Raw genomic sequence first — 24,673 nt, 5'->3', positions numbered from 1 at the left:
TCTCTTCCAGGCGCGCAGCCCTTCTACAGCGGGGGCTTTGGCAAGTCTTCTTGGTTTATCCGAGAAAGTTTGGAAGCAAACTCGGGAATAATTCCCGAGCGCTGCCAATCACGTCTCAAACAGCTTGTCGCCAATGAATCCGCCCCTGCCAATGCCCGGCGGGCACGCGAACAGACCGCTGCCGACATGCGTGACGAATTGGTTCATCGCGTCGAGCTTCGAGAGCTTGTCGAAGATTTTGACAAAGGCCGTGCGCGGATCGCGCTGATAGCAGACGAAGAACGTACCGGCATCATATTCGATGCCCTGGCGCCAGGGCGGCCAACGTTCGGCGATGAAGGTCGCGCCATTGTTATAGGAATAGCCACGCCGCAGAAGCTGTGCGCCGTCATTCATCGCCGCCGAGGCGATGCGTGCGTGCGCGGTCGGCGGGATGAGCGGATTGCCGTCTTTATCAACGGCCTTGAGGTCGAGTGGATCGGTTTCCTTGCGTCCGCCGAGGGGCGCGCCGGAGAATTTCTCCCGCCCGATTGTCTGCTGCTGATAGTCGAGATCCATGCGGTCCCAATGTTCGATCGCGATGCGGACGAGCCGCGCGACGACGTAGCTGCCACCGTGCATCCATGCCGGACCCTCGTCACCAACCCAGACGAAGCGGTCGTAATCGAGATTGGTCTGCGGATTGATCGTACCGTCCTTGAATCCCATCACGTTGCGGGGGGCCTTATCGCCATATTGGGCGGAAAAACCGCTCTGCGCCCAGCGGATCGAGGCGATGCCGTGCGCCTCACGTGCCAATTGGCGGATGGCGTGAAACGCGACTTGCGGATTGTTGGCGCAGGCCTGGATGGAAAGATCGCCGCCCGTCTGCTCTTCGACCAATTGATCGCCGTTGAAATAGGGCAGATCGATCAGCGCCTCGGGCTTCCTGGCTTTGAGGCCGTAGCGATCCTTGCCGGCCTTCTCGAAAAGCGTAGCCCCGAAGCCGAAAGTCAACGTCAGCCGGTTTGGATTGAGTCCCAAAGCCTCGCCGCTGTCGGTCTTCAAAACGTCAGGCGAGGTTGCGCGATTGGAGGCACCGGTCGAAAGCCGTGCGGCAAGATCGGTCCAGCGCCGCAACAGCGCCTTGACGTCATCGGCCTTGTCGGTCTGCAAATCGAAAACGGCGAAATAGGTCTGCGTTTGCGATGGCGTGGCAATGCCGCCCTGATGCAAACCGAAGAAGGGCTCGACACCTGTCTCAGGCGCCAAGGCTGCCGTTTCCGGTTCAGCCACCGCCGGTTGACGCGCAGCAATGCCGCTCGCCGCCAAGACGCCGCCAGCACCGACCAGAAAATTTCGCCGCGAACTCTTCATCGCTGATGCCGGACCTGTTCTGCTTGGGACCTCTGCAGGCGCTCTGCTACGAGGCGGCTGGGTCACGATCGGAGGCCGGCTGCCTCGATCTCAGATGGGTTGGCGGTAGACGATTTTCATCGCCACCGCCACCAGATTCTACTTTAAAACCAGCAGATTAGAATAGTTCGAATTTAACGCGCGATGGCCAAGGTGTTGACGTCGTCGTTGACGAAATAAAAGCCCTTGCCGTCGAGCGTCAAAGCGACGCCGAACAAATTGCCGCTGCCGGGCGGCGTCTGCGCTTTGTTGGTATTGATCCAATGCGCGGCAACCTGCTTTTTCGTCACCGGGTCGATCTCGATGATTTCGCCGTCGAGCCCGTTGATGGCGATCAGATTGCCGTTCGGCGCCTTGTCCAGCGCCAGTGGCCGCTTCAATAGGCCATCCTTGGTGATTGGCGTGCCAGTGCCGGCGCTATCCTTACGAGTCAGCGCATTTGGAATCGCGTCGATCGAATTGGCGATCGCGTCGGAGACATAGAGCGTGCCGTCCTTGAGCGCCAAGCCGGTCGGACCGATCACGAAGACGTCCTTGTCGGCGCGTTCGTCGTAGCCATCGCCAATCACCGTCTCCTTGGTAATTGCCGGGCCGTCCTTGCCGATCGCGAGATCGAGACGCAAAACCGAGGCGAGCTTGCCCGCCTGCGTTGCCGAAGGCACCTTGCCGGCGCCGATCTGCGAAATGAACAGCGTTGCGGTTTTCCCATGATCGACGAGCGCGGCATTGCCCCACGGGCCGTCGATGTGACCGCCGGCGAACGTCTTGATGAATTTGCCGTTGGCATCGAAGACGATCAGGCAACCCGGCCCGGCGGTCTTGAACGTGCCGTCGGTGGACGGCAGGCTGCCGACGATCACATAGCCGGATTTGAGCATAGCCATCGCGGTCGTAAGCCCGACGCCGCCTGGGCATGATGACAGCGTCTTGGGCACCGAGGCGAACAAGGTCGTTGTCTTCGTTGCCGGGCTGTAGTCGACGATCGTGGTTCCGACACCCTGCAGATTGTGCTTGTCGTTGAAATTGTCGACGAGCACGTCGCCTTGCTTGATCTTGCCGATGGAGACGGGCGCGACAAGCAGCGCATAGGGATTGACGTCGCCGTTATCGGGAACGGTCGAGCCGAGCGTCGTGGTCTTTTTGAGCGTGTCGAGAAAGTTGGTTTTCGCCACCGCTGGCGCAGCGGCGACGGCGGGGGCCAGGGCCGCGACGAAGGCGAGAGAAAGCCTGCGGCTTGATTTACTCATCATACATGTCCTCACTCATATCGATTGCATAGAGCTTAGGTGCGGCCGCCGAAGGCTCGCGCGGCTGGAAGCCGAATTGCCTAGAAGGCAATGGTCGTGCGGACGCCGAACACGGCTTCGTCATGCACGAGCTGGTTCGGGATCGTCGGGTTTACGAGACCGCCGCCGGGATTGAAGACGTATTGGAAGTCCGGCGTGATCTGCCACCAGGCTGCGAGATTGATCGTGTAGAAAGTTTCGAGGAACGCCTCTGAGCTGCGGACCGGCGACAATGTTCCAGACGCCGCAAAGGCGGCGGTGTCGGCATCGAAGCCGCGCGTATTGCCCGAGATCAGGCCGTAGCCGAAACCGAGGCCGACGATATCGCCATCACGTCCCTGAAACGGTGCCTTGAGTGCGAAGCCGCCATTGGCGCTGAAAGTGATCAGATTGCGATCTGACTGCGGGGAGCCCATCACACGAATGAAGGCGCTCAGCGCGCGGGGCGCAGAAATATCCGGCTGCCAGATGACCTGATCGGCGATACCGTAGAAGCTGTAATTGCCCTGATGCATGGCAGCGACGCCGTTGCTCGCCGGGTTCGCCAGCGACAGACCATCGGTGCCGTATCTTTGATCCGGGAACGAGCCCGTATCATACCAGAAGCCGAGCTTGTAGGTGCCCGGCAGGCCGGTCGCCTTGACTTTCGGGTCGGTCGGCGCCGGGTTCAAGGCGTACTGCAGTTCGCCGATGATGAGCGCACCGGTGTTGAGATTGAAGCGCACGCCATTCGCTTCCGGTCCGCGCAATTGCGAATCGTCGTTGAACGGACCACCTGGCGGGTTGTCATCAAAGACGCCGATGAGCGCCGTCACATTCGGCACGACCTGACCATGCGCGCGTATGCCAGGCGATGAGAGCGGATAGGCCGGACCGCCAGCATACATGTTCTCAGACGGAACCAGCGGCCAGCCCATCGATGTATTGAGGAACAAGAGCGACGTGGCGCTGGTGATGAATTCCTGATCGAGGCTCTGCTGACCGATTTTGATATCCCAGCCGGTCTTGCCGATCGTCTGCTGATACCAAAGTTCCCAAAGGCGTGTGGAATCTTCCGCCTCCAGGCCGCTCACCAATTGCAGCACGCCGAGATTCTTGGCGCTGAGATTGGAGCCATGAATCTGGAAGCCGCTGACTTCGAATGTACCGCCTTCCCACCCAAATGCCTTGCTCGTGTCGAGCATGACCGTCGGTGTTGTGACGCCGTCATAATCCGCGCCGCGCTTAAAGCCGCCGGTGACATTGCCGAAGACTTCGCTTTCCTCAAAGAGCGTGAACGTGATGCCGTATTTCGCGAGGGCAGGACGAATCCCGCCTGCGTCGCCTAAGAGAGTCGTGCGCGACGGGGCAAAAAGGTCGGCGAAGCTGAATGTAGGCGGCGGTGCCGGCAAAGACGAATCCGCCCATGCACTCGTGCCAAGCAGCAGCAATGTGCCGAGCGCGGCGCCAGTTTCGTGAACAGCGCGCTTGCAGCGCGCACCGCATCTACGATTGCCGCTTGCCAACAGGCGTTTTTCTGCAAAAAGCATCTCGCCCCCGCGCAAATAATGAGCCCGTAACAGATCGTTAAAGCTGCGATTTTTCACAGTCAACGATTCGCCTCAAGAAGAGAAAACTTCTAAGGCGATACAAGAACTCTTCTAAATATGACCAGGGAAGCCTGTTGGCACAGCGCGAAGGCGGGCGATCAACTCGACGGCAACCCCGGAATACGCGCGCCGCAAGTTTGCAACAGCAGGACAATATTTAAGCCGAGGATGATGATCGCACCGGCAATGGCCGCGAAATCGGTCAAATGGCTATTGGCAAAAGTCCCCATGATGTCGGCGCGACGCGTGAACCAGACCAGCGCAATCATCGGAACCGGCAACGCGATCGACAACACGACCTGACTGAGCACCAGCGATTGTGTCGCATTCACGCCGAGCGCCACGACGACGAAGGCGGGAATCATCGTCAGCAGACGGCGTAGCCAGACCGGAATGCGGAAACCGACGAAGCCTTGCATGATCATCTGCCCGGCCATCGTGCCGACGGCAGAGCTCGAAATACCGGAGGCGAGCAGCGAGACGAGAAAGATCCCGGCGGCTGCGGGACCGAGCAAAGGCGACAGCGTGTGATACGCGGTCTCGATTTCGGCGACGTCGCTGTGGCCGGCATGGAAGGCGGCTGCCGCCATCATCACCATCGCCATATTGACGAGGCCAGCGGCCGCAAGCGCGACCACGACTTCAATGTTGGAAAAACGCACGAGACGGCGCCGCGCATCGTCGTTTTTTGCCGGCGCACGATTTTGGGTCAGGCCGGAGTGCAGATAGATCGCATGCGGCATCACCGTCGCGCCGATAATCCCGACGGCAATTGTGAGCGCAGCCGCGCCAGGCAAGCTCGGGACAACAGAATGAAAAGCCGCCGCACCCCAAGCGACATGGGCGATAAACATTTCCGCGACATAACAAAGCGCGATAGTCGCAACGAGCGTACCGATGATGAGTTCCATCGGCCGGAAGCCATTCTTCTCGACCATCAAAATCGCATAGGTCACGATTGCGGTGATGCCCATGCCGACGATGAGCGGCAGATGCAGCAGAAGCGACAGGCCGATCGCGCCACCGAGAAATTCGGCAAGATCCGTCGCCATGGCCGCGATCTCGCTCACGATCCACATGGCGATGACAATTGGCTTTGGAAAATGGGCGCGGCACAATTCGGCGAGGTTACGGCCGGTGACGATGCCGAGCTTGGCCGACAGCGCCTGGAACAGCATGGCGATGAGGTTCGCCAACACCACAACCCAGAGCAACGCATAACCGTAGCGCGCGCCGGCCTGAATATTGGTCGCGAAATTGCCGGGGTCCATATAGGCGATCGAGGCGATGACCGCCGGTCCCACGAAGAGGAGGGCGTCGGCGAAGCCTCGCCGCCGGCCCGCCAGGACATCGCCCATGGCCGCCGCGGTGCGTTCCGACAATGTCAGACGCGCGAGAGCTTGGTCAGTCATGTTTGAGCCAGAATGTCACCCATGCACCTTTATGTAGCCTCGGCTACATCGAGGTCAAGGGGTGCGTTTCATCTGCGATCTTCAGCAATCAATTTTCCTGCCTGCCCCGGGCGCAGAAGAATCACGTTTCCGGGAGGTTCAAATCTAGCTGCGGCGTCAGAGACCGGAGTTGATAAACGTCCCGGGTATTTTCCAATTTTCGATGCCGGAAAGAAAAGATGCACATAGACCTGTGGCGCTGGAGCGCCGTCGACCTCGCCGCCGGAATTCGTACACGACGCATTTCGAGCCGGGAGGCGGTGACGAGTTGCCTGTTGCGGCTGGACGAGGTCAATCCGGCGATCAACGCGGTGGTTGATGTCATGGCTGAGGAGGCGCTGGCCGCTGCGGACCGCGCCGATGCCGCGGTCTCGGCCGGCGAGCCTCTCGGCGGCCTTCACGGCGTCCCGGTGACGCTCAAAATCAACGTCGATTACGAAGGACGCCCCACCACGAACGGCGTCGTGGCGTTTGCCGACCGTGTCGCCAAGGAAGATGCGCCGCCGGTCGCCAACTGGCGTAAGGCGGGGGCCATCATCATCGGCCGCACCAACGTTCCGGCGTTCTGCGCGCGTTTCTTCACCGATAATGCGCTGCACGGGCGCACGCTTAACCCGTGGGCGCCCGGCCGCACACCCGGCGGATCGAGCGGCGGCGCGGCGGCAGCATTGGCCTGCGGCATCGGCCCGTTGGCGCATGGTAACGACCGGGCCGGCTCGATTCGGCAGCCGGCCTATGCCTGCGGGGTCACCGGCATCCGTCCCTCGCTCGGACGCGTGCCGGGCCTGCAACAGAGCGAACGCGAGCCAACGCTTATCAGCCAACTCTGCAACATGCAGGGTCCGCTCGCCCGCAACATCGCCGATTTGCGCCTCGGTCTGGAGGCTATGGCACGGGTGGACCCCCGCGACCCGTGGTGGTGCCCCGTCCCGTTCGATCTCGGCGAATGCGGACCTACGCGCGTTGCGCTGTTTGATGATCTGCCCGGCGTCGAAATCGACCCGGCAGTCCGAGAAGCCCTGCGCAAAGCCGCATCCTGTCTGGAGGGCTGCGGTTATCACGTCGAGGAGGCTGTACCGCCGCGATTTACCGAAGCGGCGCGTTTGTTCTTCACGCTGGTGAAGACGGAAGAACGGAGCGGCTCATCGCGGCTGATCGACGAGTTCGGCGATGACGCGCTGCGGCGCGCCCGTGCTTCCACGATGGCGACAGCGGAGAGCTTGTCGTTCGAGGATTACATTGCCGCTTTGGCGCGCCGCACCACGATCTTGCGCGAATGGCAGCTCTTCATGGAGCGCTATCCGCTGATCCTGATGCCGGTCTCCTGGAAGCTGCCTGCCCCGGTCGACCTCGACCAGACAGGCGACGCGGCGGTCGCCGAAATGATTGCATCGCTCCATCCGCTGCTCGCCATATCCGTTCTTGGCCTGCCGGGCCTGGCTGTGCCGACGGGCTTCGCCGATGGCGTGCCGGTCGGCGTACAACTCGTCGCTAGCCGCTTTCGGGAAGATGTCTGTTTCGCTGCCGGCGAAATCATTGAGGCGCAATGTGGCCCGGCGCCGATCTGGCCCGGGTAACAGCGACATTGGCGGCGGACGCGAACCTGTAAAGACGGGGTGTTCGAGCCTTAGGCCATCGGCGTCGCGGTTGCCGGCTGCTTTTTGGCCGAACCCCGCTCCCGGATCGTCTGTATGACGACATAGAAGGCCGGCACGAACAGGACGGCAAGGCAGGTCGAGGCCAGCATCCCGGTGAAGACCGTGATGCCGATCGATCTGCGGGCATTGGCGCCAGCGCCTTCGGCAAAGACAAGCGGCGCGACACCGAGGATGAAGGCGAAGGACGTCATCAGGATGGGGCGGAACCGCGCCCTCGCGGCTTCGCGCCCCGCCTCGATAATGTCTTTGCCCTCATTGTGGAGGTCACGGGCGAATTCGACGATCAGGATGGCGTTCTTGGCAGACAGAGCGATCAGCAGCACAAGGCCGATCTGCACATAAAGGTTGTTGTCGATCCGCAACGCGCTGAAGACGATGACAGGCCCGACGAGCGAGAGCGGCACGGCGAGGATGACGGCGAGCGGCAAGAGCCAGCTTTCGTACTGGCCGGCAAGCACGAGATAGACGAGCAGCAGCGCCAGCCCGAAAGCCAGATACATTTGTCCGCCGACGATCTTCTCCTGATAGGACATCGCCGTCCAATCATAGCCGGTGCCGCGTGGCAGTTCGCGGTCAGCGACCTGCTCCATCAGGTCCATCGACTGGCCGGAACTGTAGCCTGCGGCCGGCATGCCGATGATCGTCGAGGATGGATAGAGATTGTAGAGACTGATGAGTGAGGGGCCGACGTCCGTTTCCAGATGCACGACGGTCCCGAGCGGAATCATCTTACCGTCCTGATTGCGCAGCGGCAGATTTTCGACATCCGCCGGCCGCACACGGAAGCGCGAATCGGCCTGCGTATAGACCTGGAAGGTGCGGCCGAATTTGTTGAACTGGTTGATATAGGTCGAGCCGAGATAAGACGTCAGCGTATCGAAAACCTGCTGCACGGACACATGCAATGTCTCGGCTTCGATACGGTTCACGTCAACAGCGAGTTGCGGCACCGTCGCACGGTACGGCGACGAGACGCGCTGCAGAGCGCTTTGGCCGTTTGCAGCCGCGACGACATTGTCGGTGATGCTCTGCAATTTTGCGAGATCGAAACTGCCGTCCTTCAATTCAAGCTGGAAGCTGAAGCCGCCAGCATTGCCGACACCCTGGATCGGCGGCGGTGGCACGACGATGATGCGCGCCTCCTGAAGCTTCGACAGCGCGGCATTGAGATTCTTGTACATCGGCAGCAGGCCGAGCGCCGCGCCGCGCAGGTTCCACGGTTTCAGAATGACATAGGCGACGCCCGCATTGGCGAGGCTGGCGCTGTTGTCGAGCACCGAAATACCCGACACGGTGACGACGTGTTCGACGCCATCGACCTTGCCGAGTGTGTCGCTCACATCCTTCATCGCCGCTTCGGTGCGCTCGAGCGAGGCACCGTCCGGCAATTGCACCGCGGCGATGAAATAACCCTGATCTTCGAGAGGCAGAAAGCCCGTCGGGATGCGCGCGATGCCATAAACCGCCGCGACAATGATCAACAGCCCGATGATGACCGTCACGCGGCCGTGTGAGGTCAGATGCCGGATGATCCACATATAGCCGGCTTCGGCACGCGCGTAGACCTTGTTGAACCCGCGGTAGAAGAAATTACGCTGCTCGGGCGGTTTCGCCGGACGCAGCCAGAGGGCGGCCTGTGTCGGCTTCAAGGTCAGCGCATTGATGGCGGAGATGAGCGCCGTCGCGGCAATCACCAGCGCGAATTGCGCATACATCTTCCCCGTCAGGCCGGGCAGAAACGCTGTCGGCAGGAACACAGACATCAGGACGAGCGTAATGCCGATGACCGGGCCGGTCAGTTGCTGCATCGCCTTGATCGCGGCATCATGTGGCGACAGACCCGCCTCGATATGATGCGCCGCGCCTTCGACGATGACGATTGCGTCGTCCACGACAATGCCGATCGCCAGAATGATCGCAAAAAGGGTCGAGAGATTGATGCTGAAGCCGAGGGCGGCCATGGCCGCGAACGCGCCGATGATCGTCACTGGCACGGTCGTCGCGGGCACCAGCATCGCCCGCCAGTCCTGCAGGAACACAAGGATCACGATGAGGACGAGAATTCCGGCTTCGATGAGTGTCTTGTAGACTTCTTCGACCGAGGCCTGGACGAAAGTCGTCGTGTCGAAGGGAACGGTGTAGGCAAGCCCGTCAGGAAATTCCTTCGCCAATTGCTTCATCTTGGCGTCGACGGCCTGTTCGACATTCAGCGCGTTGGCGCCCGGCAATTGATAGACCGCGATGCCCGCCGCTGGCTGTTTGTCGAGCGAAAACGCCTGGCTGTAAGTCTGCGCGCCGAGTTCGACATGGCCGAGGTCGCGGATGCGCGTGACGGCACCGTTCGCGCCGGTCTTGACGATGATATTCTCGAATTGATGCGGATCGTCGAGGCGACCGGCGACGTTGAGCGTATATTGGAATGCTTGGCCAGCATTGACCGGCGGCATACCAAGCTGACCGGCTGTCACCTGCTCGTTTTGCTGCTGCACGGCGTTGATGACGTCCTGCGTCGTCAGCGCGCGGGCATAGAGCTTGTTGGGGTCGAGCCAGATACGCATCGCATATTGGCCGGCGCCGAAGATATTGACGTTGCCCACGCCCGGCACGCGCGAGAGTTCATCCTTGAGATGGATCGTCGCATAATTGGCGAGATAGAGCGAATTGTAGCGCGAGTCGGGCGAATAGAGCGTCACGAAGAGCAGGACGGCGGTCGACTTCTTCTGGACGACAACGCCCTGCGCCTGCACCGACGCCGGCAGAGAGGCGAGGGCGCTCGCGACGCGATTCTGCACCAGGATTTGCGCGAAATTGATGTCGGTGCCGATATTGAAGGTCACCGTGAGCGTATAGCTGCCGTCGGACGCGCTCGTCGATTGCATGTAGATCATGCCCTCGACGCCGTTGACCTGTTCCTCGATCGGCTGCGCCACGGTCTCGACCAGCGTCTTGGCGCTGGCGCCGGGATAGGTCGTCGTCACCTGGATCGTCGGCGGCGTGATGTCTGGATATTCCGCGATGGGCAGCGTGAACAGCGCGACGCCGCCGATCACCAGCGTCAGGATCGCGATGACATTGGCGAGGACCGGACGCTCGATGAAAAATTTCGAGATCATCGCGGGCCTATTTGGCGTCGTCGGCGGAAAGCGTCTGCAATTGCGGCTCGACCTTCTCTCCCGGGGCGGCTTGCAGCAGCCCGACGACGATAACTTTATCTTTCGTGGTCAGCCCCGACTGGATGCGGCGCAGACTGCCGAACGTCTCGCCGATCGTGACTTTTCGCTGCTGAACGATATTGTTCGCGTCCACGACGAGGACATAGCGGCCGCTTTGGTCGGCGCCGATTGCTTCCTCGGGCACCAGCACGGCGTCGATCTTGCCAAGTGGCAGATGCACCCGGACGAAATAGCCAGGCAGAAGCCGGAAAGTCTTGTTCTCGAGAACGCCGCGCACATTCAGCGTGCCGGTCGATGGGTCGACGTTCGGCGCGATATAGTCGATCACGCCTTTATACGGAAAATCGCGATCGGTCTGTAATGCGACCTCGACGGGCACCTTGCCGATGACATCGGCGGTGGTGATGCCGTGCTTCGCCATCGAGGCGCGGATTGTCTGCACGTCGCGCTCGCTGATGGTGAAATTCACCCAGATCGGGTCGAGCTGGTAGATCGTTGCGAGCTGGGTCGGCGAATTGGTGCCAACGAGTTCGCCGACGGAGACGAGACGTTGCGTCACCGTGCCGTCGAACGGCGCCGAAACCTGCGTATAACCGGAATTGATCTGCGCCTGCTGAAGATTGGCTTGGTCCTGCTCGACCGTTGCCTGATTGACGTCGCGGTTTGCACGCGCTTGGTCGAAATTTGCCTGCGTCGAGATCTGCCGCGAGACAAGCGCCTGCTGACGATCGAACTCTATCGAGGATTGCAGAAGCTGCGCTTTGGCGCCGTCGAGTGCGGCCTGCGCCTGATCCACCTTCAGCTTGTAGGGCACTGGTTCGATCACGAAGAGCGGCGTGCCTTTTTTGACCGTCGCGCCGTCTTTGTATTCGATGCCTTGCACGAAGCCCTGAACGCGCGCGACGAGATTTACGGTGTTGATCGCCGTCATATTTCCCGTGGCTTCCAGATAGGGCTCAACGGATTGCTGCAGCGGATAGGCGACACCGACCTTGGGTGGTGGCGGCGGCACGAAGGTATTTTCCTTCGCGCACGCCACCAGCAGCGTCATAAGCGCAAGGCCTGCGCCGCGCCGCCCAATCTTGGAAATCGCCAGCATTCGTTCCCCTCGAACCGCGCCGACCCAATGTGTTTTTAAACCTAGCCCTGAACCAGCGCCCGAGGCAATCGCAGGGCGCGCGTTAATGCGCCATGAAGATTGGCATATTGGCCTCGGCGAGAATCTGACTTGTGGCGCGGCCGAAGATGAATTGCCGCAGACGGCTCTGCGTATAGCCGCCTTTGATGAGGAGATCGGCGCCGGCAGCGCGGGCCGTGACAAGAACTGCGAGCCCCGGCGTCTTCGCCGTCTCGTGCACATCAATGGCACGCGCCGGAATACCGTGGCGTTGCAGGCTTTCTGTCAATTGCACATGATCGGGCCCGCTGAGGCTGTAGCCTGGGATGGTGAAGACCGGGACATCCTTGGCCTGTTTCAGCAAGGGCAGGGCGAAGGCAACAGTGCGTGCCGTTTCCGGGCTGCGGTTCCAGGCGATGGCGATGGTTTCGCCGAGACGGCTCGGCGCGCGCGGCGGGGCGATCAGGAGCGGACGGCCGCTCTCGATCAGCGCCGATTCGAGCGTCGATTTGCGCGGCTGTTGCGCGCCCGGACCGGGCCGTCCGACCGCGATAATGTCAAAGACGCGGCCGTATTCGCCGACGCCATTGTCGGAGACGAGGCCGTTGCGGGCCCAGCCATAGGACGGCGCCGGTGCGTTCTCGCCGCCAGGCGCACCATGCAAAGGGATGCCCGATTCGCGCATGAAGGTTTCAAACATCGCCTGCGCTTCATTGAAAATGTCGCGCCGGACCGTATCGTCGAAGACGATGCCGTCGACCGAGAAATCCGCCGCGACGATTTGCGTCAAATCCGGGCCAAGCGCGACGCCTTCGAGATAGCTGTCGAATTTGCGGGCGAGCAGCCGTGCCGTTTCGAGCACGGCAGACATGCCGGCATGGGCCTCGACCGGGATCAGGATGGATTTCATGGGTTCGTCCACATTACGTGCTCATGATGCCCGAATTCGGACGCAGGACAAGGCGGATAGATCACGATGATTTTGGATCAACCCAACTCTGGCTTGCCAGAGTTGGGGCGTTCAGGTGTTCAAGTCGGGCAGGCCCGACTTGAATTGATCCAAAATCATGAACGGGATCGGTTCTGATAATTTAGAGCGGGATTGCGCAGATAAGTTTACGCAATCTGCGTAAACTTGATTGCGTTGAAAAACCGGTGTCCGCTTTTTCGTATCCCCCTTAGTCTTACTGCGTCATAAATTTCGTAGCCTGACTTTCTTGATCGGTCGTGCACAGCAGGGACATCGCGCGAGTTGTCTGGCGAGCGCGACCGTTAATCGTCGTCGCATGGTCGCGATGGAGTTTGGGATGTGACGTTCTGTGCGCAGCGGCAGAGCCGCGGGGTCGCTGATTGGCGGAAAGACAAGGCGTTTGGAAGACCCCGCCGGGACGCATGCCCGAGGGGGGAATCGTCTGCCTTTCGCAGATCAGGAATCCATAGGAGGCAATGCACAGCGTCGCGTGATGATGGAAGCCGCGCCAGCCGCGGCCTTCGAAGTGCCCCAGGCCGATCTCCTGCTTGAGATCCTGATAATCGCGCTCGATGCGCCAACGCAGCTTTGTAAGGTCAACCAGACGCGTGAATGCGATTTTCTCCGGCAGCGTCGAGAACCAGTATTTTATCGGTTCAGCTTCGCCCTTGGGCCACTCGATTAATAGCCATTCTTCAAGCCGCGCCTCGGACAGATTGTAATCGCGATGGGCGGCAGGAACGCGCAGGCGTGCGAAACGCGAGGTGAGCGGCTCGGCGGTTCCTTCGCGCCATGTGACCGTGCGCCAGGCTTTGGCCGGCAGGCTCTGCGCCAGCGCCTTCACCGAGATCGGTTGGTGGTGGCTGTCGCGGCGCATCAGGCTGGGTGGGCGGCCGCGGCCTGACCACGCCTTGGGACGAGCCGGTGCGGTGCCCGGCGCCCCCACTGTGGTGTTGGGCAGAATGCCGGCGACATAGGTCAAGCCCAAGGCGGCAATGGCCCGGCGCAGCTCCGTGTTGGCGCCATAGCCAGCGTCCATCAGGACGACGCCGCGAGGCAGTCCCGCGTCATAGGCCGCGCGGATTTGCGCGAGCGCGATCTCGGGCTTGGTCTTGAAGCCGATCTCCTGAGGCACATGGGCTTTGCACCGCCGCAGTTCGTCGTCGGCCCAGTCGTGCGGAAGATAGAGCTGATAAGCTACCGGCAGGCTGGCGTGCCTGTTGGCCAGCGACAGCGAGACGGCGACCTGACAATTATCCTGCTTGCCCAGCTGGCCGCAATATTGCCGCGCCACGCCGACCGAATGCCGGCCTTTCTTGGGGAACCCTGTGTCATCGATGATCCACGCCTGGATTGGTCCATGGTCCTCGATCTTCGGCAGGACCATCTCCTGCACCTTGGCCAAAACCGCCTCATCGGACCAGCGTCCCTCACCCACGAAGTGCAACAGGGATTGGTGCTGTGCCGCCGTCCGTTCCGGCGCTGTCACCGCCGCCATCGGCTCAACGCTCTTGCGTTCGACCGGCATCAGAAGCCCGGTGCAATAATCGCGTAGCGGACGAGCTCGGTCCACATGACCGAGCACGCTCACCAGCCCTGCAACGTAACCCAAAACCGTTCCGCACAGCCATCCGTTCGAAGATCCATCATGGCCTCCGTGCCGAAATGAATCTCCCAAGCCTACGTGAGTCGCCTCCGCAAACCGCCGCGGCTTTCTGACTCAGTAAGACTAGAGAACGACGGTTAAAGTCTCCGCCGCACGCGTGACAGCCGTATAAAGCCAGCGGGCGCGATGATCGCGGAAGGCGCCGCTTTCGTCGAAGAGCACGACATTGTCCCATTGCGAGCCTTGTGCCTTGTGCACGGTCAGGGCGTAGCCGTAATCGAACTCGTCGGAATCGCGGCGCAGCGCGTAGGGGATTTCCTCGTCGCTCGTAAAGAATTCCGGCAGAACGCCAATGCGCAGCGGCTTATGTGCATTGTCTTCTTCCGGCACGACGGTCATCCGTATCTTTTTGCGCCGAACGGTGCCTGCTGTCTGCACATTCCAGAGCGAGCCGTTGAGCAGGCCTTTCTTGCGGTCGTTTTTCAGGCACACGAGTTTGTCGCCCGGTTCGGGCATCGTGCCTGCGCGCTCAAGCAATTCTCGTATCCGGCGGTTATAGGCGCGCCGCGTCCGGTTCAATCCGACAAGCACCTGGTCGGCGGCTTTGACTTGTTCGGCGTCGATCAGGTCGCGGGAAATGATGCGGCTCTCGCCATAGCGGCCGGGGGTCAGCCGGCCGCCATCGCGGATCAGCATCGAAAGCCGGATAATCGGATTGTCGGCGGCCTGGCGATGCACATCGGTCAGCATCGCATCCGGCTCGGCCTCGGTGAAGAAACCGCCGCCCTTAATCGGCGGCAATTGCGCCGGGTCGCCGAGAACGAGCACGGGTTTGCCGAAAGACAGAAGATCGCGACCAAGCTCTTCGTCGACCATCGAACATTCATCGACGATGATCAATTCGGCTTTACTCGCCGGTCCGTCCTCGTTCAGCACGAAGGAGGGTTCCTCCACGTCCGTTTCCCGCGTGCGATAGATCATGCTGTGAATGGTGCGCGCGTCGCGGCAGCCCTTCGAGCGCATGACGAGTGCCGCCTTGCCAGTGAAGGCGCCAAAGAGAACGTCGCCGTCAAGCTCGTCGGCGATGGCACGCGCGAGCGTCGTCTTGCCGCTGCCGGCATAGCCGAACAAGCGGAAGACTTGCGGCTTGCCACGCTTCAGCCAGAAGCTGACAGCCTTCAACGCGGCATCCTGTTGCGGCGACCATTCCATATTGTGGGATCAGCTCATCTTGGATCGAATCACGCCGTAATCCGGCTGTTTTCAAAGACGCTTCTAAACAACGCTTTAGAACATTTCCATTCTCCTGGGCGTGTCTTGCTTTTGCCGCTAACTTCACGCTCTAGATGCTTTCGTCTTCCGGCGAAATATGGATTGAAGAAAATGAAGATGGGTCATTGCACGGCGCTTGCGTTCGCCATTTCGTTTGCCGTGGCTATTCCGGCGTATGCGGCCGCTGTCGCGCCAAGCATCGAGTTTCACGATGGCAAGGTCACCCCGCTGCAGATTGAGGTTCCCGCCAACACGCGGTTCAAAATCATCGTGCACAATACAGGCAGGACCGCTTCAGAATTCGAGAGCCATCGCCTGCATAAGGAAAAAGTCGTCGCGGCAGGGCATACGATCAGCGTCGAAGTGCATCCGCTGGCGCCCGGAAAATACGATTTCTTCGACGATTTTCATGAGAATGCACCGCGTGGCGTCGTCATCGCGAAATAGCTGAGACGAGAGCTTCGGCTTATCCCGCGAAATGGCCGAAGAGTTTCACGACGTCCTCATAGACATGGCGTTTGAAGGGCACGATGAGTTCGGGTAGCCGTTCCATCCGCTCCCAACGCCAGGCGTCGAATTCGGGATGCACGTCGCCGCCGGGCACTTCGATGTCGATCTCGGTCTCGTCGCCCTCAAAACGTAGGGCGAACCATTTCTGCCGCTGACCGCGATAGCGGCCTTTCCACGAGGCTTTCGCGGCGTCGCGCGGCAAATCGTAGGAATACCAGTCGGGCGCTTCGGCGAGCAGCCGCGCTGACGATACATTGGTCTCCTCGAAAAGCTCACGCCGCGCCGCGTCGTAGGCGTTTTCGCCGGGATCGATGCCGCCCTGCGGCATCTGCCAATCGTATTCGTAATGCTCCTGACGCTTGTGCCGCCGCCGCCCGATGAAGACGAGCCCCTGGCGGTTGAGAAGCATGATTCCCACGCAGGGACGGTAGCCTTGTGACTCGTTCATAGGACCTTACTGGCCGCGATCGACCATGCTGGGCGTCGTCTTGCCGACGGCCGCGCTCAACGGGACGAGGGCGAGGCCATCGGCCTGGGTCGAGCGCGCGAAGCGCCCGATCTTCTCAAGGCTCTCAGGCAAAGCGCTTGCCACTCCGATTGCGAGACCCTTGCTCCGCGCCATCGCCTCGAGTTGAACCAGCGCCGCCTCGATCCCGTCCGGGGCCGCATCGAGGATGATGTCGGCCTTGATGGCGGGAACGTTATCCTGCGCGGCGACCGTCATCGCGAGACTTTGCGGCGAACTCCCGTCGTCGAGATAGATGAGCCCCCGCTCGCCGATTTCCTGCAGCACGGGCGAAAGGCTCTTGAGATCGGCGGTGAATTTCGCACCGAGAAAATTGCCAATCCCGACATAGCCGGGGAACCGGCTCATGAGCCAATGGAGGTTGTCGGTATTGGCGGCAAGGCCGGCGCTCGTCAAAAGGAGATGCGGGCCGGGGTTCGTCTGCGGATAATCCATCGGCTCCATCGGCGCCTGCAGGATGATTTCATGACCATTCGCACGGGCCTCGGCGACACTTGCCTTAAGGTCGTGGCCATAGGGCGCGAAGCCGAACGTGACACCGGCGGGCAGGGTGGCGATTGCCTGTTCGGTGATCGTGCGGCTGAGACCCAAACCACCGACGACGATCACAACACGCGGCGCATCGGCCTTGAGCGTGATGTCCATTTCGACCGGCCGCGCATAGACGTCCGCTGGCCGCGACCCATCGGCGCCGATCCGGGGCAGCGCGCCGTAACGGCTCATCTCGACAAGGCGCGGATCGGGGGCTGGTGTCAGCGCCAGACTATGCGCTTGCGGAATTTCTATAATCGTCGAATCCGGTGCCACGCCGCCATTCGCGCGGACGACTTTGACGCCGCTGTCGAGTTCGATTTCGGCGGCGCTGTGCGTATTGTTGGATAAGGGGGCGGCGTAGGCCGTCTGCGTCGGCACAATTGGAGGCGTGGAAGGAGGCGGTGCTTGGGGTACGATCGCGGCCATGGCCTGCGGCGCGTCGGGCGCTGCTCCGGGTCCGCGCAGCGCAACGAATGCCACGACCACCGCACAGCCGAGGGCCCCCGATACGACAACACCCACGATCCGCCTACGCGGCGGGGCGGGTTTTTTGTCGAGCCCGAGCGGTTTGTGCAGATCGTCGTCCGGCATGGATTGCCTTTTCCCGTGATCACGAATCACGGCCAGTCATCATACACAGGCAGGACAGCGCAGAAACCGGCGGCGGATCAAACAAAAACCCCGCGATCCTTGCGGGTCGCGGGGCGAATGTTTTACGGCCAACGTCTTGAGCCCGGAAACCTCAGGGCGTCTTGCCGGCGCCGGGGTCGGTTGCGGGCGCTGCCGGCTTCGCTGGCGCCGGCGTCGCAGGCTTCGCCGGGGTGGGTGTCGGCGCTGCGGCCGGCGTCACCTGGTTGGCCGAGGCCTCGGCGTGGGTCACGCCGCGTAGCAGATCTTCCGCCGCGATGAGCTGCTTGTCGTCCTTGTCGGTCGGCGGCACATAGGCCTGCGAACCGTGCTCCTCATGGGTGCCGTTGAGCAAATGCCCCTTGAGCGAAGCTTCGCCCTTGGTCTCGTCGCGGCCCTTGAGATCGGCCGGCACGTCTTCCATCACGACGATATCCGGCTCGATGCCCTGCGCCTGGATCGAGCGGCCCGACGGCGTGTAATAACGCGCCGTGGTGAGCCGCAACGCGCCATTGTCCTGGCCGAGCGGGATGATCGTCTGCACCGAGCCTTTGCCGAAGGAGCGCGTGCCGATGATCGTCGCGCGCTTATGATCCTGCAGCGCACCGGCGACGATTTCCGAGGCCGAAGCCGAACCGCCGTTGATCAGGACGACGAGCGGCTTGCCGTGGGAAAGATCGCCCGGACGTGCATTGTAGCGCATCGTTTCGTCGGCGTTGCGGCCGCGCGTCGAGACGATCTCGCCGTGATCGACGAACGCGTTCACGACGGCGATCGACTGGTCGAGCAGGCCGCCCGGATTGTTGCGCAAGTCGAGGATATAGCCCTTCAACTTGTCGTTCGGAACATCCGTCTGGAATTTCAGCAACGCGTCGCGGACGCCATCGGCGGTCTGCTCGTTGAACTGCGTGATCCGGATATAACCGATGTCGTCGCCCTCTTTCTTCGAGCGGACGGATTTGATTTCGATCACCGCACGGGTCAGCTTGACGTCGCGCGCATCGCGCTTTGGCCCACGGAGAATTTTGAGCGTCACAACGGTGTTGGGCTCGCCGCGCATTTTGTCGACGGCCTGGTTCAGCGTCATGCCGTCAACCGCATCGCCGTCGATTGCCGCGATAATGTCGCCCGAGAGAATGCCCGCGCGTGAAGCCGGGGTATCGTCGATCGGGGTGACGACTTTGATGAAGCCGTTTTCCTGCGTGACTTCGATGCCGAGACCGCCGAATTCGCCGCGGGTCTGCACCTGCATATCGTTGAACGCCTTGGCGTCCATGTAGCTCGAATGCGGATCGAGCGAGGTGAGCATCCCGTTGATTGCCGCTTCGACCAGTTTCTGGTCGTCGGGCTTTTCGACGTAGTCCGTGCGGATCTTTTCGAAAACGTCGCCGAACAGGTTCAGGCTACGATAGGTATTTGCCGCAGCGGCTGTGGCCGGCGTCGTAGCCGGGAAGAGAAATGTTTGCGTACCAACCAAGGCCGCCGCCGCACCAAGCGTCGCGCCACACAATAAAAGTGAAATTTTGCGCATTATCCGCGAACCCTTTGCATGTCCGGCTTCGCCCACCATGGGCCCGGATCGATCGCCGCCCCGTCTTTCCGAAATTCCACATAGAGGATGGGCTCGGCCGCGCCAATGGCCATGGCCGCGGCGGTTTTGACCGACCCGTCACCCATATTCGCGACGGGCTCCCCGGCAAGGACGAATTGTCCTGCCTCTACGTTAATTCTCTTCATTCCGGCCAAGACCATATAATAGCCTCCGCCAGCATTGATGATCAAGACTTGTCCGAAACTCCGGTAGGGCCCCGAAAAGGCAACCCAGCCATCATATGGCGCGGCGACAATGGCATCTGGCCGCGTCGCCATCAGCAAACCCTTTTCCGTACCGCCAACACCGTCCGGCGCACCGTAAGAGCGCACAATTGCGCCGGCCGCCGGCAAGGGCAGTAGACCCTTCGTATCTCCGAAGGCCATGGCAGGAGCAAGGCGGCCGGGGTCCTTGAAAGGGGAAATGTCGCTTTTTTGAACCGGCGGGGCGGCGGCCTCCGCCAATTTGCGGGCGGCCTCGGCTTTCGCGGCTTCCTCGGCGGCGTGTTTGGCGCCGACCAAGTCCTGTTCCATCCTGGAAATCAGGTCCTTCATGCTCGTCGCCTGGCGCGCCAGATCGCCAGCCCGTTGCTCTTCGGCACTGAGCGCCTGTTCGGCCACGCCGAGCGAGGCCTGCCGCGCATCGATCAACGCTGCGAGCTTTTGGCGTTGGAGGCCGAGATCGGCGTTTTCTTGCGCCAATTGCGCTCTTTCGGTCGTGACCGCTTGGCGGACTTGCAGGAGCGCTGCGAGGTCGGTTGCCAAGGCTTGCGTCTCCGCGCGCATCTGCGGCACCACGGCGCCGAGCATCATCGAGGTGCGGATCGCTTGCAGCATATCTTCCGGCGAGACGAACAGGGCCGGCGGCGGCGTGCGCCCCATCCGTTGCAGGGAGGCCAGCACTTCGGCGATCACGTCGCGGCGGCTTGCGAGCGAGCGGCGGATCGCGTTCTCGCGCCCTTTGAGGCCCACGAGTCGCGCGACCGCGTCGCTGACCTTCGCCTCATTATCCTGAATATGCTGGGTGGTTTCGATCAAGGTCGCTGAAAGCCGTGCCCGGTCGCCGCGCAGATTTTCGACCTCAGCCTCGATCTTTTGCCGCTGCGCGTTGGAGGCGGCAATCGTGTCTTCGACGCCCTGCAATTCGGTTTTATGCGACGAGATCGCATTCTCTTTGTCGGTGACGGCGGGCGCGTCGGATGGCGGCGCGTCCGTCTGCGCGGCGAGCGGCAGCGGCGCGAGGAGGGTGAGGATGAGGCAGAGCAGCGCGAGGCGCATGTCGATTTTGGTCTGTCGCGCAGGCGCGTTCGGTTGCATCACGAATCACAGCTTGGGGCAGCCGCGATGGCCGAAGTATGACGCGCGTGGCGCTTCTGCGCGAGAGGGTTAAATCCGGTGGTAGGGATGCCCGGTGAGAATCGTCATCGCGCGATAGATTTGCTCGGCTGCCAGGACGCGCGCCAATTGATGCGGCCAGGTCATTGCGCCAAAAGCAATAGCCACACATGCTTCGGCGCGAAAGGCGGGATCGAGTCCGTCCGGGCCGCCAATGACGAGCCCGAGCGTTGTGACGCCAGCATCGCGCACATTGCCGAGTTGCGTGGCGAAATCGGTGCTCGACAGGTTTTTGCCGGTCTCATCGCAGGCAATGAAAGCGGCTGCTGCGCCCAAGGCGGCGCGAAGAATCTTGGCTTCTTCAAGCTTACGATCTTGCGGCCGCTGGGCGCGGCTTTCGTCAAATTCCCGCAGTTCGACGGAAGAAAAGCCAATACTTCGGCCGGCCGCGGCGGCGCGGCTGATGTAACGCTCGACAAGTTCGCGCTCCGGGCCGGCGCGGGCCCGTCCGATGCAGAACAGAATCAGGCGCATCGGAGCCTCAAGCGCGCGGTCAAATGAAGCGCAAATCCCACCCTGTGCAGCGGCCAACCGCGCACTGGCAACACGAACAAAACTTGGGTTGCTATCCGGCCTGGCGTTCGCTCGGCCGGTCGCGTCCCCACATTTTTTCCAGGTTGTAGAATTGGCGCACTTCCGGCCGGAACAGATGGACCACGGCATCTCCCGCGTCCACCAGCACCCAGTCGCAATTTGCCAATCCTTCGACGCGCGGCGCCGCGACACCCAATTCCTTGAGCGCCTTGATCAAACGCTCCGCCATCGCGCCAACATGCGTGTTGGAACGGCCGGTAGCGATGATCATTGTGTCGGCGAGCGCAGTCTTGCCATTGAGATCGATGCAGACGATGTCCTCTGCCTTGGCGTCGTTAAGACACCCCTGCACAGTCTGCACCAACATACCGGCGGGAGAATTGGAGAATTCCGCAGCCGGGGGAAACGGTAGTGCTACCGTCTCGAGGGCAATTGTCGAAACCAGTGGTTCGATCCTCCTGAGGCGCATGACTCATGCGCAGCTCTAAGGTGGGCCGAATCAGGTTTATTTTCAATCCACACCAGCACCATCTCTTTGCCATCGATTGCGCGGATTTGGCCCCTTGCGCCTCCGCACAAGCCCCGTATAAGCCGAAAGACGACCCGCCGGTCGAAACGAAAGTCGGCGGATGTTGCGCAAAAGTCGCGGCGTGAACGGGCTCGGGGAGGGGCGATGGCGGAAGTCGATGTGAAACAAGGCCAAAGCCTCGAGATGCGCCGGCCGCTCTCACCGCACCTCACAATTTATCGTCCCATGATGACGATGGTGATGTCGATCGCGCATCGCATCACCGGCGCCGCGCTTTATGCCGGCACGCTGCTGTTCGTCTGGTATCTGTTCGCCGTGGCGACCGGCGGTTCGGCTTTCAGCTTCGCGGCATGGTTTCTGGGATCGATTATCGGGCAGATCATCTTGCTCGGCTTCACCTTTGCCCTTCTGCATCATTTCTTCGGCGGTATCCGGCATCTCATCTGGGATTTCGGCTACGGCTTCGACAAGAAAGGGCGCGAAGTTCTAGCTTTTGGCACGCTCATCGCCAGCGTGACGGCGACATTGATCATTTTCATCGCCGCGCATCTCATCTAGCCAAAACCGAGCACGAGTTAGAGCATGACCCGCGATCCACATTCGATCCGCAGCGCAGCCAGCAAAGTGTCGTTTCTCGGCGCTGCCAAGTCCGGCACCGGCGAACTGTGGCGTATGCGTGTGACGACGGCGGCCCTCGTGCCACTCGCGATCGCTTTCGTCTGGATCATGCTGCACCTCGTCGGCAAGAGCGAGGCGGGCGTGCGGGCGGAGTTTGCGCATCCGTGCACCGCGATCTTTCTCTTGCTCTTCATCCTTGCGAGCATCGTGCATATGCGGGTCGGCATGCAGTCGATCATCGATGACTACGTTCACACGCCCCGGGCACGGGAATGGGCCTTGATTGGCAATGCGCTTTTTGCCGTCGGCTTCGGCGCGGCGGCGATCTTTGCGGTGCTCAAGCTGAGCCTTTAATGGAGCGGGATGCGAAAAAGGGAATACCGGTTTTTCGCGAAAATCCCTCTCTTGATTGATCTATTGAATTGGACCGGCTGAGCCGGAGAAGGTGGGAAGGAATGGCGGCTGAAGGCTCCGGCACGGCGCCCGGCATCAACGGACGCGCTTATCCGATCGTCGATCATGATTTCGATGTCGTCGTCGTCGGCGCCGGCGGCGCCGGATTGCGCGCCATCGTTGGCTGTTCGGAAGCGGGCCTGCGCACCGCCGCCATCACCAAAGTGTTCCCGACGCGCTCGCATACAGTTGCCGCACAGGGCGGCGTCGCCGCCTCGCTTGGCAACATGGGGCCGGACAATTGGAAATGGCACATGTACGACACCGTGAAGGGGTCGGACTGGCTCGGCGATCAGGATTCCATCGAATATTTGGTGCGCAACGCGCCCGACGCGGTTTACGAACTGGAACATTGGGGCGTGCCGTTCTCGCGCACGCAGGACGGCCGCATCTATCAGCGCCCGTTTGGCGGCATGACCACGGACTTCGGTAAAGGCCCGCCAGCGCAGCGCACCTGCGCCGCCGCCGACCGCACCGGTCACGCCCTGCTGCATACGCTCTATGGCCAGGCTTTGCGGCATTCGGCCGAGTTCTTCGTCGAATATTTCGCCATTGACCTCATCATGGAGGAAGGCCGCTGCCGCGGCGTCATCTGCCTCAAGCTCGATGACGGCACGATCCACCGCTTCCGCTCGCAGATGGTCATGCTGGCGACGGGTGGCTATGGCCGCGCCTATTTCTCTGCGACCTCAGCGCATACCTGCACCGGCGACGGCAATGCGATGATCTTGCGCGCCGGCCTGCCGCTACAGGATATGGAATTCGTGCAATTCCATCCGACCGGCATCTATGGCGCCGGCTGTCTCATCACCGAGGGCGCGCGCGGCGAGGGCGGCTATCTGACCAACGCCCAGGGCGAACGTTTCATGGAGCGCTACGCGCCGTCGGTGAAGGACCTCGCGCCGCGTGACATGGTTTCGCGCGCCATGACGATGGAAATCCGCGAAGGCCGCGGCGTCGGCCGCAACAAGGATCACATCTATCTGCACCTCGATCATCTCGATCCGGCGGTGCTACATGAGCGTCTGCCCGGCATTTCCGAAAGCGCGCGGATTTTCGCCGGTGTCGATCTCACCAAGGAGCCGATCCCGGTCCTGCCGACGGTCCATTACAACATGGGCGGCATCCCGACGAATTTTCACAGCGAAGTTGTGGTCAAGCGCGGTGATGATCCGGATGTCGTCGTGCCTGGCCTGATGGCGATCGGTGAGGCGGCGTGCGTCTCCGTGCATGGCGCGAACCGGCTTGGCTCCAATTCGCTGATCGATCTGATCGTCTTTGGCCGTTCGGCCGCCAAGCGCGCCGCAGAAGTCGTCGTCGCCGGCGCCAAACAGCCAGAGCTCGCACCGGATTCTGCGGACTATGCGCTCGGCCGGCTCGATCGCTTCCGCTATGCCAATGGCGGCACGCCGACGGCGGACCTGCGGCTGCGCATGCAGAAGGTTATGCAGAACAATTGCGCCGTCTATCGCACCGGCGAGACACTGGTCGAAGGCTCGAAGCTGATCCACGAGGTCTGGGCGGCACGCGACGATGTGCGCGTCACCGACCGTTCGTTGATCTGGAACTCCGATCTTATCGAGACGCTGGAATTCGACAACCTCATCATCCAGGCCGTCGTCACGATGGACGGCGCGGTCAATCGCACGGAATCGCGCGGCGCACATGCGCGCGAGGATTTTCCCGACCGCGACGACAAGAATTGGATGAAGCATACGTTGGCATCGATCGATCCGGAAAAGCGCACCGTCGATCTCGATTACCGCCCGGTGCATAGTTACACGATGACCAATGAGATCGCGTACATCGAGCCCAAGGCGCGCGTGTATTGATGAATCAA

Annotated in this window: 20 protein-coding genes; 5 read left to right on the top strand and 15 right to left on the bottom strand. The window is 61.4% G+C overall.

Annotation, left to right across the window (positions count from 1 at the left end; all coding sequences use genetic code 11):
* Positions 1 to 108: 108 nt before the first annotated feature.
* The 4 genes from WDN02_RS02650 to WDN02_RS02635 all read right to left on the bottom strand — a co-directional run bounded on the left by WDN02_RS02650 (position 109) and on the right by WDN02_RS02635 (position 5,682).
* Positions 109 to 1,356, bottom strand: coding sequence for a Dyp-type peroxidase (locus tag WDN02_RS02650; RefSeq protein ID WP_337292033.1), 1,248 nt, complete (start codon positions 1,354 to 1,356; stop codon positions 109 to 111).
* Positions 1,357 to 1,529: 173 nt separating this feature from the next.
* Positions 1,530 to 2,645, bottom strand: coding sequence for a hypothetical protein (locus WDN02_RS02645; RefSeq protein WP_337292032.1), 1,116 nt, complete (start codon positions 2,643 to 2,645; stop codon positions 1,530 to 1,532).
* Positions 2,646 to 2,722: 77 nt separating this feature from the next.
* Positions 2,723 to 4,210 carry a carbohydrate porin gene (locus tag WDN02_RS02640; RefSeq protein WP_337292031.1) on the bottom strand — a complete coding sequence of 496 codons (1,488 nt, stop codon included), beginning with the start codon at positions 4,208 to 4,210 and terminating at the stop codon, positions 2,723 to 2,725.
* Between the two features lie 158 nt (positions 4,211 to 4,368).
* The gene (locus WDN02_RS02635; protein ID WP_337292030.1) at positions 4,369 to 5,682 is read right to left on the bottom strand and encodes an Nramp family divalent metal transporter; all 1,314 of its coding nucleotides are present in this window, start codon (positions 5,680 to 5,682) and stop codon (positions 4,369 to 4,371) included.
* Positions 5,683 to 5,900: 218 nt separating this feature from the next.
* Here WDN02_RS02635 and WDN02_RS02630 point away from each other — a divergent pair, with 218 nt between their 5' ends.
* A complete protein-coding gene (locus tag WDN02_RS02630; RefSeq protein ID WP_337292029.1) occupies positions 5,901 to 7,298 on the top strand; it encodes an amidase family protein in 1,398 nt (465 codons plus the stop codon).
* 50 nt (positions 7,299 to 7,348) lie between these two features.
* Here the strand turns inward: WDN02_RS02630 and WDN02_RS02625 are convergent, their stop codons facing one another.
* The 5 genes from WDN02_RS02625 to WDN02_RS02605 all read right to left on the bottom strand — a co-directional run bounded on the left by WDN02_RS02625 (position 7,349) and on the right by WDN02_RS02605 (position 15,457).
* Complete coding sequence (locus WDN02_RS02625) at positions 7,349 to 10,492, bottom strand: multidrug efflux RND transporter permease subunit (RefSeq protein WP_337292028.1); 3,144 nt, start codon at positions 10,490 to 10,492, stop codon at positions 7,349 to 7,351.
* 7 nt (positions 10,493 to 10,499) lie between these two features.
* Positions 10,500 to 11,651, bottom strand: a complete 1,152-nt coding sequence (locus tag WDN02_RS02620; RefSeq protein ID WP_337292027.1) for an efflux RND transporter periplasmic adaptor subunit — start codon at positions 11,649 to 11,651, stop codon at positions 10,500 to 10,502.
* Positions 11,652 to 11,733: 82 nt separating this feature from the next.
* The gene (locus WDN02_RS02615) at positions 11,734 to 12,591 is read right to left on the bottom strand and encodes a universal stress protein (protein WP_337292026.1); all 858 of its coding nucleotides are present in this window, start codon (positions 12,589 to 12,591) and stop codon (positions 11,734 to 11,736) included.
* A gap of 262 nt (positions 12,592 to 12,853) precedes the next feature.
* The gene (locus WDN02_RS02610; protein ID WP_337292025.1) at positions 12,854 to 14,251 is read right to left on the bottom strand and encodes an IS701 family transposase; all 1,398 of its coding nucleotides are present in this window, start codon (positions 14,249 to 14,251) and stop codon (positions 12,854 to 12,856) included.
* A 117-nt stretch (positions 14,252 to 14,368) separates the two neighbouring features.
* On the bottom strand, positions 14,369 to 15,457 hold the full coding sequence (locus WDN02_RS02605; protein ID WP_337292024.1) for an ATP-dependent RecD-like DNA helicase: 1,089 nt from the start codon (positions 15,455 to 15,457) through the stop codon (positions 14,369 to 14,371).
* Between the two features lie 171 nt (positions 15,458 to 15,628).
* On the opposite strand from WDN02_RS02605, the gene WDN02_RS02600 reads away from it, so the two are divergent.
* Positions 15,629 to 15,964 carry a cupredoxin domain-containing protein gene (locus tag WDN02_RS02600; RefSeq protein ID WP_337292023.1) on the top strand — a complete coding sequence of 112 codons (336 nt, stop codon included), beginning with the start codon at positions 15,629 to 15,631 and terminating at the stop codon, positions 15,962 to 15,964.
* Between the two features lie 19 nt (positions 15,965 to 15,983).
* Here WDN02_RS02600 and WDN02_RS02595 read toward each other — a convergent pair whose 3' ends face one another.
* The 6 genes from WDN02_RS02595 to rsfS form a co-directional block, all read right to left on the bottom strand.
* Positions 15,984 to 16,475 carry an RNA pyrophosphohydrolase gene (locus tag WDN02_RS02595; protein ID WP_337292022.1) on the bottom strand — a complete coding sequence of 164 codons (492 nt, stop codon included), beginning with the start codon at positions 16,473 to 16,475 and terminating at the stop codon, positions 15,984 to 15,986.
* A gap of 6 nt (positions 16,476 to 16,481) precedes the next feature.
* Positions 16,482 to 17,678, bottom strand: a complete 1,197-nt coding sequence (locus WDN02_RS02590; protein WP_337292021.1) for a divergent polysaccharide deacetylase family protein — start codon at positions 17,676 to 17,678, stop codon at positions 16,482 to 16,484.
* Between the two features lie 151 nt (positions 17,679 to 17,829).
* Positions 17,830 to 19,245: a S41 family peptidase gene (locus WDN02_RS02585; protein ID WP_337292020.1), complete on the bottom strand. Its 1,416-nt coding sequence runs from the start codon at positions 19,243 to 19,245 to the stop codon at positions 17,830 to 17,832.
* Positions 19,245 to 20,621: a peptidoglycan DD-metalloendopeptidase family protein gene (locus tag WDN02_RS02580; protein WP_337294845.1), complete on the bottom strand. Its 1,377-nt coding sequence runs from the start codon at positions 20,619 to 20,621 to the stop codon at positions 19,245 to 19,247. Before WDN02_RS02580 ends, WDN02_RS02585 begins: the two co-directional genes overlap by 1 nt.
* Positions 20,622 to 20,690: 69 nt before the next feature.
* The gene (gene rlmH, locus WDN02_RS02575; protein WP_337292019.1) at positions 20,691 to 21,173 is read right to left on the bottom strand and encodes a 23S rRNA (pseudouridine(1915)-N(3))-methyltransferase RlmH; all 483 of its coding nucleotides are present in this window, start codon (positions 21,171 to 21,173) and stop codon (positions 20,691 to 20,693) included.
* Between the two features lie 91 nt (positions 21,174 to 21,264).
* Entirely contained in the window at positions 21,265 to 21,600 is a 336-nt protein-coding gene (rsfS, locus tag WDN02_RS02570) for a ribosome silencing factor (protein ID WP_337294844.1), read from the bottom strand.
* A gap of 306 nt (positions 21,601 to 21,906) precedes the next feature.
* Between rsfS and sdhC the strand changes: the two genes are divergently transcribed.
* The 3 genes from sdhC (at position 21,907) to sdhA (ending at position 24,665) form a co-directional block, all read left to right on the top strand.
* Positions 21,907 to 22,320 carry a succinate dehydrogenase, cytochrome b556 subunit gene (gene sdhC / locus WDN02_RS02565; protein WP_337292018.1) on the top strand — a complete coding sequence of 138 codons (414 nt, stop codon included), beginning with the start codon at positions 21,907 to 21,909 and terminating at the stop codon, positions 22,318 to 22,320.
* A 24-nt stretch (positions 22,321 to 22,344) separates the two neighbouring features.
* Positions 22,345 to 22,734 carry a succinate dehydrogenase, hydrophobic membrane anchor protein gene (sdhD, locus tag WDN02_RS02560; RefSeq protein WP_337292017.1) on the top strand — a complete coding sequence of 130 codons (390 nt, stop codon included), beginning with the start codon at positions 22,345 to 22,347 and terminating at the stop codon, positions 22,732 to 22,734.
* 101 nt (positions 22,735 to 22,835) lie between these two features.
* The gene (gene sdhA, locus WDN02_RS02555) at positions 22,836 to 24,665 is read left to right on the top strand and encodes a succinate dehydrogenase flavoprotein subunit (protein ID WP_337292016.1); all 1,830 of its coding nucleotides are present in this window, start codon (positions 22,836 to 22,838) and stop codon (positions 24,663 to 24,665) included.
* The last annotated feature ends 8 nt before the right edge of the window (positions 24,666 to 24,673 follow it).

Origin of the sequence: Methylovirgula sp. (assembly GCF_037200945.1) — a bacterium.
Classification (GTDB): domain Bacteria; phylum Pseudomonadota; class Alphaproteobacteria; order Rhizobiales; family Beijerinckiaceae; genus Methylovirgula.
Note: the sequence above shows the minus strand (reverse complement) of the source record. Positions and strands in the feature narration are given on the sequence as shown.

Bases quoted from the DNA above. Each gene is read 5' to 3' on its own strand.
- WDN02_RS02640 (WP_337292031.1), bottom strand. From the start codon at position 4,210: ATGCTTTTTGCAGAAAAACGCCTGTTGGCAAGCGGCAATCGTAGATGC.
- WDN02_RS02645 (WP_337292032.1), bottom strand. From the start codon at position 2,645: ATGATGAGTAAATCAAGCCGCAGGCTTTCTCTCGCCTTCGTCGCGGCC.
- rsfS (WP_337294844.1), bottom strand. From the start codon at position 21,600: ATGTTGGTGCAGACTGTGCAGGGGTGTCTTAACGACGCCAAGGCAGAG.
- WDN02_RS02590 (WP_337292021.1), bottom strand. From the start codon at position 17,678: ATGCCGGACGACGATCTGCACAAACCGCTCGGGCTCGACAAAAAACCC.
- WDN02_RS02600 (WP_337292023.1), top strand. From the start codon at position 15,629: ATGAAGATGGGTCATTGCACGGCGCTTGCGTTCGCCATTTCGTTTGCC.
- WDN02_RS02630 (WP_337292029.1), top strand. From the start codon at position 5,901: ATGCACATAGACCTGTGGCGCTGGAGCGCCGTCGACCTCGCCGCCGGA.
- sdhC (WP_337292018.1), top strand. From the start codon at position 21,907: ATGGCGGAAGTCGATGTGAAACAAGGCCAAAGCCTCGAGATGCGCCGG.
- WDN02_RS02605 (WP_337292024.1), bottom strand. From the start codon at position 15,457: ATGGAATGGTCGCCGCAACAGGATGCCGCGTTGAAGGCTGTCAGCTTC.
- WDN02_RS02635 (WP_337292030.1), bottom strand. From the start codon at position 5,682: ATGACTGACCAAGCTCTCGCGCGTCTGACATTGTCGGAACGCACCGCG.
- sdhD (WP_337292017.1), top strand. From the start codon at position 22,345: ATGACCCGCGATCCACATTCGATCCGCAGCGCAGCCAGCAAAGTGTCG.
- WDN02_RS02595 (WP_337292022.1), bottom strand. From the start codon at position 16,475: ATGAACGAGTCACAAGGCTACCGTCCCTGCGTGGGAATCATGCTTCTC.
- sdhA (WP_337292016.1), top strand. From the start codon at position 22,836: ATGGCGGCTGAAGGCTCCGGCACGGCGCCCGGCATCAACGGACGCGCT.
- rlmH (WP_337292019.1), bottom strand. From the start codon at position 21,173: ATGCGCCTGATTCTGTTCTGCATCGGACGGGCCCGCGCCGGCCCGGAG.
- WDN02_RS02625 (WP_337292028.1), bottom strand. From the start codon at position 10,492: ATGATCTCGAAATTTTTCATCGAGCGTCCGGTCCTCGCCAATGTCATC.
- WDN02_RS02585 (WP_337292020.1), bottom strand. From the start codon at position 19,245: ATGCGCAAAATTTCACTTTTATTGTGTGGCGCGACGCTTGGTGCGGCG.
- WDN02_RS02620 (WP_337292027.1), bottom strand. From the start codon at position 11,651: ATGCTGGCGATTTCCAAGATTGGGCGGCGCGGCGCAGGCCTTGCGCTT.
- WDN02_RS02580 (WP_337294845.1), bottom strand. From the start codon at position 20,621: ATGCAACCGAACGCGCCTGCGCGACAGACCAAAATCGACATGCGCCTC.
- WDN02_RS02650 (WP_337292033.1), bottom strand. From the start codon at position 1,356: ATGAAGAGTTCGCGGCGAAATTTTCTGGTCGGTGCTGGCGGCGTCTTG.